The organism is Paenibacillus castaneae (assembly GCF_002884445.1).
Lineage (GTDB): Bacteria > Bacillota > Bacilli > Paenibacillales > Paenibacillaceae > Pristimantibacillus > Pristimantibacillus castaneae.
Genome location: NZ_KZ614144.1, coordinates 198131 through 211771, shown reverse-complemented (window position 1 = coordinate 211771; position 13641 = coordinate 198131). Strand labels below are relative to the sequence as shown.

The following is a 13641-nucleotide window of genomic DNA, read 5'->3' as shown; positions in this document are numbered from 1 at the left end:
ATCACATGAATGAAAGCGCTATATTTAAGGGTGATTAGTCATTTTACTGGACTGGAGAGGATATTTATGGCTTTATTATTTATAAATGCAGGTCGAAAGTATTCCAAAGTTAACAAAAACATTTATGGGCACTTTTCAGAGCATTTAGGTCGTGGTATTTATAATAGTATTTACGTGGGTGAAAACAGTCCTATCGCCAATGTCCGTGGAATACGTACCGACGTTGTAGAGGCATTGCGACATATTAAAGTACCAGTATTGCGTTGGCCAGGCGGATGCTTCGCCGAATATTACAACTGGAAAGACGGCGTTGGGCCTGATCGCCAGCGCATCGTTAATGCCGGTTGGGGTGGAATTGTAGAGGACAACTCTTTCGGCACTCATGAGTTTCTCGATCTTTGCGAGCAAATTGACTGTTCCCCATATATTGCTGCAAATGTTGGTTCTGGTACTCCTCGAGAAGTAAGTGAATGGATTGAATATATGACTTTTAGCGGTGAATCGCCGATGGCAAACTGGAGGCGTCAAAACGGCCGTGATGAGCCTTGGAAGATCGAGTTTTTCGGAATTGGCAATGAAAACTGGGGTTGCGGTGGAAATATGCGACCAGAATACTATGCAGATATATACAAGCATTTCGAAACATTCGTCCGCAATTATGATAACAATAAAATTTTCAGGATTGCTTGTGGCGCTGATGGAAGCGATTATAAGTGGACAGAAACATTGATGCGCCTTGCAGGGAAAAATATGAATGGTCTATCGTTGCATTACTACACCATGCCTAAATATTATGAAACAGAACCATATCCTTGGGAGAACAAAGGACCGGCTGTCGGTTTCGACAAAGGAAACTATTATCGTACATTGCGCCGAGCGCTCTATATTGATGAACTGATTCGCGGACATAAGCATGTCATGGATCAGTACGATCCAAAAAACGAAGTTTCGATTATTATGGACGAATGGGGAACTTGGCATCAGGCTGAGCCTGAGACTAATCCTGCTTTCCTTTACCAGCAAAATACGATGCGGGACGCAATTGTTGCTGCGTTGTCATTGAATATTTTCAATACACATAGTGATCGAGTGCATATGGCTAACCTTGCACAAATGGTAAATGTGCTCCAATCCGTAATTTTGACTGATGGCGAACATATGGTGCTCACTCCTACTTACCATGTATTCGATCTGTTCAAGGGACATCAAGACTCCACATTAATTGAAAGTTACGTACAGCAAGATATGACTGGTACTGAGGAAGCATCCGTTCCTGCACTGCATATTAGCGCCTCTGAAAGAGCTGATGGACGGATTCATGTAACGGTTGTGAACCTATCTGTTGATGAGCCACAACAAGCACATTTTTTGCTCGCTGGGAAGGAATTTTCTTCTGCCGAAGTTCGCTTCATCGCTGGTGATATGAATAACCATAACCAATTTGGCCAACCACCTCAGGTTGAAGTTCATTCGATGCCGGATATTAAAGTGAAGGATAATTGTTTGCATTTTGAACTTCCAGCTTGCTGTGTTGCAGAAATCATTCTAGATTAACTGTACCTACCATTTAAAAATCAAAAATCCTTGATAACTCAGTACTTTGGTAGACCCAAATAAAACAAAAACCCTGACCTCATGCGGTCAGGGTTAATGATGGTGGAGGCGAGGGGATTTGAACCCCTGTCCGAAGATCACGCCACACAGGCTTCTACGGGTGTAGTCACAGTTTTGATGTCACCCGAGTATCGCCCCGTTATCATAATCCTATTTTTTTGAATTGAAGTATTCTTTATCTACACGCAACTGCTGTTTCATTATCCGATTAAATAACCCTTTACCAATCTCACCAGTACCCTTGGATACTGCTGAGCGTAATACTTCTCCATTTGGTAGAGTTTTCTGGTAAATTTTATCTCTACCCGTTTGCCTTATCATAACCCAACCATCGCGTCTTAAAAAGGTCTCTAGATCGCTCCAGCTAGGCATGGAACATCCTAGAGACCGCATCAATATCATCTTCTAACAAGACACGCAAGACATATGGTGAATGTTTATGTCTATTGGGAGTATTGTAATATTGTGAATAATTATTCTCATAGTCTACTGCATATTCAACTAATTGTCGTGCCAATTCACTTCTAAGCTCTTCGAGTGACTCGCCGTCCGCAACAATGTCCTCTATTTGTTCAATTGATCCAGCATATCTGCCATCCTCATCCTGCTCATATTCAAATGTTAATTCATATACGGACAATAATTCCTTCAATTGCTGTTTAGAGAATGCCATGATAACATCTCTATTCCTCTTAATGGCTTGAGGCTTCTCTCGGACGATGGTATCAATAAACCCACCAAAATTGGCTCTTACGTCTGTTGCATTCAAAACCGTTTGCATGTTTATCCCTCCTCACCTCCATTGTACTAAATTATGTACATAATGTACACTATGTAGTGTACTCTTAACTTAACGAAAATATTCTCTTTAAACACTAAAAAGACACCTGACACGGTGTCTTTTCTCATGGTATTGGTGGAGGCGTGGGGATTTGAACCCCTGTCCGAAGATCACGCCACACAGGCTTCAGGTAAACGCCCTGTAAAATAAAACAAGCCCAGCACGAGGCAGCTCCTAGACAGAACCACGACACCTGTCTATTCGCATGCGGGAGATCACATCAACTTTATGTTAAACTAAAAATAGTCGGCCAAGCATCTAGAACGATTTATGTGGAGGTGTGCATCATGGTGATGGTCATCACTATTTTAACTATTAATATCATTTATGTGTCCTTTTTCACGATCCGTATGATTCTTACGTTGAAAGGTCAAAAATTTCTAGCATCTGCACTCAGCTCTATCGAAGTGATGATCTATATTGTCGGTCTAGGTCTCGTCCTAGATAATCTCAATGAAATCCAAAATTTGATTGCCTATGCCGTTGGATACGCGCTCGGTGTATTATTAGGTTCCAAAATCGAAGAAATACTAGCGTTAGGCTACGTCACAGTAAGCGTCATTACGAATCGTCACGACGAATCACTTCCGAATAAACTTCGAGACGAAGGTTATGGTGTTACTTCTTGGATAGGTGAAGGCAGGGACGGTCCTCGATTGATGATGGAGATTTTGACTAGGCGGAAAGAACAACGGGATCTGTACAATTACATCATTGCCTTCGATTCGAAAGCATTCATCATTTCGCACGAGCCTAGACATTTCCACGGTGGATTCTGGGTAAAAGGTATGAAGCGGCAAGCCAAGAATCTAGGTGAAACCCATCACATTGTAAATGAGGATAATCTTCCTGGCGTCACCGAAAAAAGCGTTCAAGAAGCCATTGCCAAAACAGAAGAAGACAGCTAATGTAAGCGTGTGTAACTTATACCGAATTTGTCAAATGGATGGTGCCAGACAAAACAAAAACCCGACCTCACGAGGTCGGGTTTCTCATATTGGTGGAGGCGAGGGGATTTGAACCCCTGTCCGAAGATCACGCCACACAGGCTTCTACGGGTGTAGTCACAGTTTTGATGTCACCCGAGTATCGCCCCGTAACCGGCTATACGTTGGGTCAGCCTGATTGTCTTCTTCAGCTCACCGCAGGCGGAGATGAGACAGCGTATTCCACTACTGGTTAGCCCCTATCCTAGTCACATGGACGATGCTAGGTAGAAGCACGCTAACAGTTTCTTAGGCTGCTAAAGCGTAGTTTGTTTGTTGTTTGCCGTTTAATAGGCTTTAGCGTTGATGAAGCAGACGACTCCCTGCTACCCGCAACCCGCGCTCGTCCAATCCCCGTCGAATCCATAAACGCCCCCATTTTCGCATAAACAGTCAGTTTGTAAATCAACCAACGTTTAGCTTAAATGAAGCTTTAGGATTAAGGAGCAGCAATGATGAACTGTTCCGATTGTCTAGCACGATTGCATTTTCTTTCATGCAGCATCTCTGCTGCTTACTTAGTATAACACGAACGAACAGCTTCTGCGCAATATGTTATTGGAAACGTTGGATTCCAGCATCCATGGAAAACATCGGGCTATTAAATTATGCCTTTTGTTTCTCACGCAACGCACGCTGGATATCGCGCTGAGCGTCACGCTTAGCGGCCGTATCACGCTTATCGTACTGCTTCTTACCTTTACCAAGCCCGATTAGAAGCTTAGCATAGCCATTGCGAATATAAATTTTCAAAGGCACGATGGCGTAGCCTTCCTGCTTCGACAAACCAAGCAGCTTGTGAATTTGTTCTTTATGCATCAACAGCTTACGAGCACGCGTCGGATCAGTCGGATTATGAATATTCCCCTGTTCGAACGGGCTGATATGCATATTGTGAATAAAAATTTCGCCGTTACGTATGGTCGCGAAAGCATCACTTATATTCGCTCTGCCGTTTCGCAGCGACTTAATTTCTGTACCTAACAGCACCATTCCAGCTTCAAATGTTTCCTCAATGAAATAGTCATGGGAAGCCTTCTTGTTCTGGGCGAGCTGCTTGCCGTCACTTTTCTTACCCATGCTAGTCACCTCAATCATGTTACGCTAAAATGTTTTCCTCATCATACACTGGAGTTTATTGTAACAACTTTAGCAGAGGAAATCAAGGCGATGGCTGCGGCAGCCGAATCACAATAATATATACAACCAAAAAAACCGCCCTCAACCTAGAAGGTTAAGAGCGGTTTATCAACGTTCGTTAGCTACTACAGCTTAACTACGTTTTCAGCTTGCGGTCCGCGGTTGCCTTGAACAACGTTAAATTCTACGCGTTGTCCTTCTTCAAGAGTTTTGAAGCCTTCGCCAGTGATTGCGGAGAAGTGTACGAATACATCGTTGCCGCCTTCAACTTCGATAAAGCCGAAACCTTTTTCTGCGTTAAACCATTTAACTGTACCTTGTTGCATGTGTAAAAACCTCCAAAAAAATAATATTAATATGCGCCTGGTTTGTCTTTAAACAAAAAATTCACACATTGGAAAGGGTTTCATACTATAATGACACCCTTTTCAATATGTGAATTCAGGTTCATATTTGCGATTAATTTGAGTTTACTATACCCATAATTAAAAAGCAAGTGAGCAGCTTAAATATATTTTCCCAAATTGCCCAATTCACAGCGGCTTCTGATGCTTTGTTGAAGCAAGGCATCAGAAACCGCTATGGGCTAACTATTTGCGTTTTTTGCGAACAAAAGCTGCTGTAGCATTCCCGCCGCTGCCGCTCTTCTTCTTGCGTTTGCTCTTTCCTGGAGCGCCTACGCCACCGCCTTCCGGACTCGGCGTCCCAACCGATCGCTCACCCGTGAACACTCCGCTTTGCGACGTCTTCTTCCGCTTCGCGCCGCCACTGCCTTCGCTCCGCCGCTTCCCGGCTTCACGATTGTCACCGCCAGCCCCGCCGCCGTTGCGGATGGGCAGGCCCCACATATCCTTGCGCGGCTTGCTGCCGCCGCTGCGCAACTGCTCACTGCCTTGGCCCGGCGTCACATCCGCCTCTTGCCTCGGCCTACGCTCCGCCGGCGCATTCCCGCCGCCGTTCGCGCCAGTACCAGCTCCGGCGCTTGCGCCGCCGAAGCCACCGCGTCCGCGCCGCTTGCTTCCGCTGCGCGCGCCTGCCTCTGCATCGACTCTCCACGGGTTCCCCTGCTCGCCTCCGCCAGCTCCGCTGCGCTTGCTCCTGCCTGCCTCACTGCCGCCGCTCGCGCCGCTGCGCTTCGGCTTGCCTCGCTCACCGCTGCCAGCTCCGCCGCGTCCTTGCCCGCCAGTGCCGCCTCTGCCGCCGCGATCTTCACTGCGGCCGCGCTTCTTCCCGCTGCGTCCGCCGCCAAATCCGCCCTCGCCAAAGCTTTTGCGCGGCTTCATATCGACCATTTCGAAATCTATTGTATGCTCAGTCATACTGACCTTCGATACGCGAACCTTTACCTCATCACCGATGCGGTATACTTTGGAGGTGCGCTCGCCAACCAGAATCATATGCTGCTCATGGAAATTGTAATAATCATCGGACATATCGCTCAGGCGAATCAAGCCCTCGACTGAATTATCAAGCTCGATAAACATACCGAAGCTCGTCACCGAGCTAATAATACCTTCGAACTCTTCGCCAACCTTGTCGAGCATGTATTCACATTTTTTCAGCTGCTCCACATCACGTTCCGCATCAACAGCCACACGCTCGCGCTCGGAAGAATGCTGTGCTATTTCCGGCATACGCGCCGTTAAAGCCTCATGACGCGCTTCAGTAAGTTGTCCGCCGCCTTCTACAACCTCGCGAATGATTCGGTGGATGACCAAATCCGGATAACGGCGAATCGGCGACGTAAAGTGAGAATAAAACTCTGCTGCCAAGCCGAAGTGGCCCAAGCTTTCCGCATCATACTTTGCCTGCTTCATCGAACGAAGCATTACGGTAGAGATAACGGTTGCTTCCTTGGTTCCGCGAATATCCTCCAGCAGCGTTTGCAAAACGCGTGGATGTACCGAGTTTGCTGTTCCCTTCACGGTATAGCCGAAATTAGCTGCAAACTGAATGAAATTCAGCAGCTTCTCTTGATTAGGATCTTCATGGATACGATAAAGAAAAGGAACGCGCAGCCAGTGGAAATGCTCGGCTACTGTTTCGTTGGCAACCAACATGAATTCCTCAATAATTTGCTCCGCAACGGAACGCTCGCGTTTAATAATATCAACCGCTTTGCCATTCTCATCCACAATAACCTTAGATTCTTGGAAGTCGAAATCAATCGCTCCGCGCTTCATCCGTTTGGCGCGCAGACCCATTGCGAGGTTTTCCATCAATTCGAACATATCTTGAAGATCCGCATACCGTTCCTTCAATTCCGTATGAGGCTCTTCTTCCGATGCTGTCAGAAGCTTCTTGACGTTGGAATAAGTCATACGCTCCTTCGTACGAATCACACTTGTAAAAATATCATGACGTACACGCTTCAAAGTAGTCACATCAAATTCCATCTCGCAGGAAAGCGTTAGGCGATCGACTTGCGGATTCAATGAACAAATCCCATTCGACAGACGATGCGGCAGCATCGGAATAACCCGATCGACCAAATAAACGCTGCAGCCGCGGCGGTAGGCTTCTTGATCCAGCTCAGAATTCTCTCTCACATAATAACCAACGTCTGCAATATGCACACCCAGCAAATAATTGCCGTTCTCAAGACGCTTCACGTGGACCGCATCATCCAGATCCTTGGCATCCTCGCCATCAATCGTGACGATAATCTCACCGCGCAGATCGCGTCTGCCCTGCTGTGCAATCTCATCATCCGTTATGGAATCAGGAGCCGCCTCAGCCTCAGCCATTACCTCAGCTGGGAAGCCCTCAGGAAGCTGGTGCTTGCGAATAATCGACAGAATGTCGACGCCGGGATCATTTTTATGTCCCAAAATTTCGACAATTTCACCTTCAGCTGCTGAACGGCCTTCTGGATAAGACACAATCTTCACAACGACCTTTTGACCGGTGACAGCGCCCTTGTAACCATCCTTAGGTATAAAAATATCCCGATTTATCCGTTTATCATCCGGCATGACGAAGGCGTAGGATTCATGGTCCTCAAACGTTCCGACAATTTGCGTTACAGCGCGTTCCACGATACGGACGATTTCACCCTCCATCCGACCGCCATGCTCGCTTCGAGATGTGATGCGAACGAGAATAATATCACCGTTCATCGCACTCTTCAAATCATTGGCATGCAAATAAACATCGGGGTGTCCCTTCTCATCAGGTATAAGGAAACCAAAGCCCTTCGCATGGGATTGCAGCTTGCCTCGCAGCAAGTTCATTCGCTCTGGCACCCCATAGTGATCATTAGGTGTACGAATGATTCTGCCTTCATCCTCCAGCTTGTTAAGAAGCTTAAGAAATTGCTTAAATTCATCTGCATCCACAATTCCAAAATGCTTCTCAAGCTCCTGGTATGTCATTGGCTTATATGCCGTTTCTCTCATAAAATCAAGCAGTTCCTGCTCGTAGTTGGTCATATTCGTTTTTTCTCCTCATAAATCCGCTGCAATTCTCTATCTTCATTTGCAGCAGCTTGATAGATTATCATATACCATGTAGTATACACGAAATGTACGCCTCGCATCCTCCAAGATCACGAAAATACAAAAAAAGCGAGGAATATCCTCGCTTTCTGCGTTTGTAGTCATTATTGTTGGACGAAGTATGATACAACTAACGCCAATACGAAAAATCCAACTGCCAAAAGAATTGTTAAGCGCTGTAAGAACAAATCCAAACCTCGTGCTTTTTGCTTGCCGAATAGGTGCTCAGCGCCGCCTGTAATTGCTCCAGACAAGCCTGCACTTTTACCTTTTTGCAGCAATACAACTGCTATTAGGCCGACAGAGAAAATAACGAGCAAGATCTTCAAGAAAATTTCCATTTATTCCACCTCCAGCATAGGAGCTCCGTAAAAACACGTAGTATGAGTGTACCATAGTTAGGCATATATTACAATAGGACAACCTTAAACGACCAATTTTTAACACTTATTAGTCAATTATTTAGCTGCACAAACCTAATCGTTCAAAAAGAAAGGCGTACCCATACAGGCACGCCCTTCTTGATAAGCCGCTGACGCGTCTTATTTAAAGTTTTTTAGGTTGTAGAACGCTGATTTGCCAGCGTATTGTGCAGTTGAACCCAATTGATCTTCGATGCGAAGCAATTGGTTGTATTTCGCAACCCGGTCCGTACGGGACGGTGCGCCTGTTTTAATTTGGCCAGCGTTTGTAGCAACTGCGATGTCAGCAATTGTGCTGTCTTCACTTTCGCCTGAACGGTGGGAGATAACAGCTGTGTAACCAGCGCGTTTAGCCATTTCGATAGCATCAAATGTTTCTGTAAGCGTACCGATTTGGTTAACTTTAACCAAGATTGAGTTGCCTACGCCTTTATCGATACCGTCTGATAGACGCTCAGTGTTCGTTACGAACAGATCGTCACCAACGAGCTGTACTTTGCCGCCAAGCTTCTCGGTAAGCAATTTCCAGCCATCCCAGTCATCTTCGGAGCAGCCGTCTTCGATTGTAAGGATTGGGTATTTGTCAGCCCATGATGCAAGAAGGTCAACGAACTCAGCCGGTGTGAAGGATTTGCCTTCGCCTGCAAGCACGTATTTGCCGTCTTTGAAGAACTCAGTGGAAGCAACGTCCATACCGAGGAATACGTCAACGCCTGGCTTGTAGCCTGCGCGCTCGATAGCGGAGATGATTGTTGTGATTGCTTCTTCGTTAGAACCAAGGTTAGGAGCGAAGCCGCCTTCGTCGCCAACAGCTGTGTTAAGACCTTTGTCATGCAATACAGCTTTCAGGTTGTGGAAGATTTCAGCGCCGATACGAAGCGCTTCTTTGAAGCTTTCAGCACCAACAGGAAGAACCATAAATTCTTGAACGTCGATGTTATTGTCAGCGTGCTCGCCGCCGTTGATGATGTTCATCATTGGTACAGGAAGCGTCTTAGCGTTGAATCCGCCAAGGTAAGTGTAAAGAGGTACATCAAGTGCGTCAGCAGCTGCGCGAGCTACTGCCATCGATACAGCTAGGATTGCGTTAGCGCCTAGTTTAGCTTTGTTCGGAGTACCGTCAAGCTCGATCATTTTGCGATCGATTGCTACTTGATCAAGAGCGTCAAAGCCGATGATTTCAGGAGCGATTTCGGTATTCACGTTCTCAACTGCTTTCAGAACGCCTTTGCCAAGGTAACGGGATTTGTCGCCATCACGAAGCTCAACAGCTTCGTAAGCGCCTGTGGAAGCGCCGGATGGAACGATTGCGCGGCCTTTGCCGCCTGATTCTAGGGTAACTTCTACTTCCACAGTTGGATTCCCGCGGGAATCCAGCACTTCGCGTGCATATACATCAACGATAATTGACATGTGAGAAAACACTCCTCTATAAGTTGGATTTGGTTTATTTTTGAATGAGAGTCGTACCGGTCATTTCTACTGGCTTAGCGAGCTCAACCAAATCAAGAACGGTTGGCGCGATGTCCGCTAGAATGCCGCCTTCGCGAAGCGTTTTGCCTGCTTTCGTTACGATAAGCGGAACAGGATTCGTTGTATGTGCCGTAAACGGACGGCCATTCTCGTCGAATACCATATCAGCGTTGCCATGGTCAGCGGTAATAATACAAACGCCGCCTTTGGCAAGTACAGCTTCTACCACTTGGCCAAGACATTCATCCGTCGCTTCAACTGCCTTGATCGTTGGCTCCAGCATGCCGGAGTGACCAACCATATCAGGGTTAGCGAAGTTCAGAATGATGACATCGTGTTTGTCAGACTCAATTTCACGCACGGTCGATGCAGCAAGCTCATATGCGCTCATCTCAGGCTGTAGATCGTAAGTTGCGACCTTAGGAGAGTTGATAAGCACACGAGTTTCACCTGGCAGCTCGTGATCACGTCCGCCGCTGAAGAAAAATGTCACATGTGGATATTTTTCGGTTTCAGCTGTACGCAATTGTGTTTTATTGTTTTGTACAAGCACTTCACCAAGCGTATTATCCAAGTTCTTAGGTGCATACGCAACGAATCCGCCTACGGTTTCACTAAATAACGTCAAGCAGACGAAATATAGATTAACAGGGTGATTCGCCCCGCGGTCGAAGCCGCGGAAATCTTCATTCGTGAACACTTGAGATAATTGAATGGCTCTGTCGGGACGGAAGTTAAAGAAAATAACCGCATCCTCAGACTCTACGAGACCTACAGGCTTATCTGAACCGTCAACGATAACCGTTGGCATAACGAATTCATCATAAACGGATTTCTCATAGGATTCAACTACCGCTTGAATCGGATCTACATAATGAGGACCTTCGCCGTATACCATGGCGCGATAGGATTTCTCCGTACGCTCCCAGCGCTTGTCGCGGTCCATCGCATAGTAGCGGCCCTGTACCGTAGCAATGCGGCCTACGCCAACCTCTTCGATCTTCGCTTGCAGACGCTCCAAGTAGCCTTTCGCGCTGTCTGGAGATACGTCGCGTCCATCGAGGAATGCATGGATGTACACTTCTGTAAGTCCTTCCTTCTTCGCCAGCTCTAGCAAAGCGAACAAGTGCTCAATATGGCTGTGAACGCCTCCGTCTGACAGCAAGCCGTACAGATGCAGCTTCTTGCTGTTTGTTTTCACATGACGAACAGCGCCAAGAATGGTCTCATTATCGTAAAAATCACCGTCACGAATCGATTTGCTGATCCGAGTCAAATCCTGATATACGATACGGCCTGCGCCGATGTTCAAGTGACCAACCTCAGAGTTGCCCATTTGGCCTTCAGGAAGTCCAACTGCTTCGCCGCATGCTGTTAATGTTGTATGCGGATAAGTGGACCAGTAACGGTCATAGTTCGGTTTCTTCGCTTGTGCAACCGCATTGCCTGTTACATCATCACGCAAACCGAAGCCGTCAAGAATAATAAGTGCTACAGGTTTCGGAGCAGCCATATTACTTGGCCCCCTCGACCAGCGCAATGTAGGATGCAGGCTCTAAGCTTGCGCCTCCAACAAGTGCACCGTCAATATCTGCTTGACCCATGTATTCAGCTACGTTATTCGGCTTCACGCTGCCGCCGTATTGAATGCGAACCGCATCTGCAGTCGCTTGATCATAAAGACCAGCCACAACACCGCGGATGTAACCGATAACGTCTTGTGCATCCTCGGAAGTAGAAGATTTGCCTGTGCCGATAGCCCAGATTGGCTCATAAGCAATAACAACTTCAGCTGCTTGTGCTGCGGATAGACCTTTGAAAGCCGCTTCCGTTTGCACTTTGCAAACTTCCTTCGTTTGTCCTGCTTCACGCTCTTCCAGCTTCTCGCCTACGCAGACGATTGGCAGCAAGCCGTTTTTGAACGAAGCATGAACCTTTTTGTTCACGATCTCATCGGATTCCGCGAAATAAGCACGACGCTCAGAATGGCCGATAATCACGTATTTCACACCAAGATCCTTCAGCATAACGCCGCTGATTTCACCAGTGAATGCGCCATTGTCTTCGAAATGCACGTTTTGCGCACCAATTGCGATAGATGTGCCTTTCGCTGCTTCAACAAGAGCCGGAAGTGTAGTGTAAGGAGCGCAGATAACGCTCTCTACGCCAGCAACCTCTGCCTTGCCTTTGATTTCGGAGAAAAAGGATACTGCTTCGGATACCGTTTTGAACATTTTCCAGTTGCCTGCAATGATCGGTGTTCTTGTGCTCATTTGTATTCCTCCTTCTATTTATTTATCGTTTAGAGCCACAACGCCTGGAAGCACTTTGCCTTCCATGAACTCTAGGGAAGCGCCGCCGCCTGTCGAGATAAAGTCCATTTGATCAGCAAGACCAAATTTCTCAGCTGCTGCTGCCGAATCGCCGCCGCCGATTACCGTGTAGCCGGAAGTTTCCGCGCATGCGCGAGCAACTGCTTGTGTACCGTGGGAGAAAGGCTCAATTTCGAATACGCCCATCGGTCCGTTCCAAACTACTAGCTTGGAATTTTTGATCACATCTGCATAAAGCGCACGTGTTTTTGGACCAATGTCAATGCCTTCCCAATCAGCTGGGATGCTGTCGATATCAACGATTTGCGTATTTGCATTAGCGCTGAAATCATCGGTTACAACAATATCTACTGGAATCAAGAAGTTTTTGCCTAGTTTTTTGGCTTTTTCCATGAACTCAAGAGCCAGGTCAAGCTTGCTGTTGTCAACAAGTGATTTTCCGATCTCATGGCCTTGTGCTTTAAAGAAGGTATAAGACAAGCCGCCACCGATCAGTACGTTATCAGCAATTTCAAGCATTTTGTCGATAACCGCGATTTTGTCTTTTACTTTCGATCCGCCAACGATAGCTGTGAAAGGACGCTCTGGGTTATGAAGAGCTTTGCCGAGTACTTCCAGCTCTCTCTCCATCAACAAGCCAGCCACAGCTGGAAGGATGTGTGCAATGCCTTCTGTTGAAGCATGAGCACGGTGAGCAGCACCAAAAGCGTCATTTACGAACAAGTCAGCTAGATTAGCTAGTGCTTTCGCGAATTCAGGATCGTTCTTCTCTTCGCCTTCATAGAAACGAACGTTTTCAAGCAGCAATACGTCGCCGTTTTGTAACGCCGCAATTTGCGCTTCAACCTCTGCGCCGATTACATCGTTAGCTTTAACCACTTGCTTAGCTAGAAGCTCGGAGAGACGCTCTGCGGAGGCCGTATGACGAAGCTCTTCTACAACTTGACCATTCGGACGTCCAAGGTGGCTCGCAAGAATAACTTTTGCGCCTTTTTCGATTAGGAAGTTAATTGTAGGAAGTGTCTCACGAATCCGTTTGTCGTCTGTAATTTTACCATTTTCAAGAGGCACGTTGAAATCTACACGAACAAATACCCGTTTACCAGCCAATTCTGCAACATCACGTACACTTTTCTTATTCATAAATGAAACCTCCCGAATATTTGTAATGGAAAGGTATAAAAGTAGTCCAGCCCTAGCATCGATGGCTGACGCCGTTCTTCGAAGGCAAAAGCTTGTTTTGCGGTTAAGTAGAATTCGAGGCGTAAGATAGAAAAGCACCGCCTCACTTACATAATCATAAAAAAAGAAGGGCGCTCTTCGAAAGAAGAAACG

Annotated in this window: 11 protein-coding genes and 2 other RNA genes; 2 read left to right on the top strand and 11 right to left on the bottom strand. The window is 46.6% G+C overall.

All coding sequences use genetic code 11. The features are described 5' to 3' along the window. Window positions 1–66: 66 nt before the first annotated feature. Complete coding sequence (locus CEF13_RS01045) at window positions 67–1554, top strand: alpha-N-arabinofuranosidase (protein WP_102709017.1); 1488 nt, start codon at window positions 67–69, stop codon at window positions 1552–1554. Window positions 1555–1654: 100 nt separating this feature from the next. Here CEF13_RS01045 and ssrA (CEF13_RS01040) read toward each other — a convergent pair. Together ssrA (CEF13_RS01040) and CEF13_RS01035 are read right to left on the bottom strand one after the other, a co-directional pair. Beyond that, window positions 1655–1949: a transfer-messenger RNA gene (gene ssrA, locus CEF13_RS01040) on the bottom strand. 29 nt (window positions 1950–1978) lie between these two features. Next, window positions 1979–2395, bottom strand: a complete 417-nt coding sequence (locus tag CEF13_RS01035) for a hypothetical protein (RefSeq protein WP_102709016.1) — start codon at window positions 2393–2395, stop codon at window positions 1979–1981. A 347-nt stretch (window positions 2396–2742) separates the two neighbouring features. On the opposite strand from CEF13_RS01035, the gene CEF13_RS01030 reads away from it, so the two are divergent. Then, a complete protein-coding gene (locus tag CEF13_RS01030) occupies window positions 2743–3363 on the top strand; it encodes a DUF5698 domain-containing protein (protein WP_102709015.1) in 621 nt (206 codons plus the stop codon). 90 nt (window positions 3364–3453) lie between these two features. Here the strand turns inward: CEF13_RS01030 and ssrA (CEF13_RS01025) are convergent. The 9 genes from ssrA (CEF13_RS01025) to CEF13_RS00985 form a co-directional block, all read right to left on the bottom strand. Next, window positions 3454–3818: a transfer-messenger RNA gene (ssrA, locus tag CEF13_RS01025) on the bottom strand. Window positions 3819–4047: 229 nt separating this feature from the next. Beyond that, complete coding sequence (gene smpB / locus CEF13_RS01020) at window positions 4048–4521, bottom strand: SsrA-binding protein SmpB (protein ID WP_102709014.1); 474 nt, start codon at window positions 4519–4521, stop codon at window positions 4048–4050. Window positions 4522–4706: 185 nt separating this feature from the next. Beyond that, complete coding sequence (locus CEF13_RS01015) at window positions 4707–4907, bottom strand: cold-shock protein (RefSeq protein WP_028609190.1); 201 nt, start codon at window positions 4905–4907, stop codon at window positions 4707–4709. Window positions 4908–5171: 264 nt separating this feature from the next. Continuing rightward, a complete protein-coding gene (gene rnr / locus CEF13_RS01010; protein WP_102709013.1) occupies window positions 5172–8012 on the bottom strand; it encodes a ribonuclease R in 2841 nt (946 codons plus the stop codon). A gap of 170 nt (window positions 8013–8182) precedes the next feature. Next, window positions 8183–8419 carry a preprotein translocase subunit SecG gene (gene secG, locus CEF13_RS01005; RefSeq protein ID WP_102709012.1) on the bottom strand — a complete coding sequence of 79 codons (237 nt, stop codon included), beginning with the start codon at window positions 8417–8419 and terminating at the stop codon, window positions 8183–8185. Window positions 8420–8620: 201 nt separating this feature from the next. Continuing rightward, window positions 8621–9913, bottom strand: coding sequence for a phosphopyruvate hydratase (gene eno / locus CEF13_RS01000; protein WP_102709011.1), 1293 nt, complete (start codon window positions 9911–9913; stop codon window positions 8621–8623). A gap of 34 nt (window positions 9914–9947) precedes the next feature. Further along, a complete protein-coding gene (gpmI, locus tag CEF13_RS00995; protein WP_102709010.1) occupies window positions 9948–11486 on the bottom strand; it encodes a 2,3-bisphosphoglycerate-independent phosphoglycerate mutase in 1539 nt (512 codons plus the stop codon). A gap of 1 nt (window position 11487) precedes the next feature. Next, window positions 11488–12246, bottom strand: coding sequence for a triose-phosphate isomerase (gene tpiA / locus CEF13_RS00990; RefSeq protein WP_102709009.1), 759 nt, complete (start codon window positions 12244–12246; stop codon window positions 11488–11490). Between the two features lie 18 nt (window positions 12247–12264). Beyond that, the gene (locus CEF13_RS00985) at window positions 12265–13449 is read right to left on the bottom strand and encodes a phosphoglycerate kinase (protein WP_102709008.1); all 1185 of its coding nucleotides are present in this window, start codon (window positions 13447–13449) and stop codon (window positions 12265–12267) included. Window positions 13450–13641: the final 192 nt, after the last annotated feature.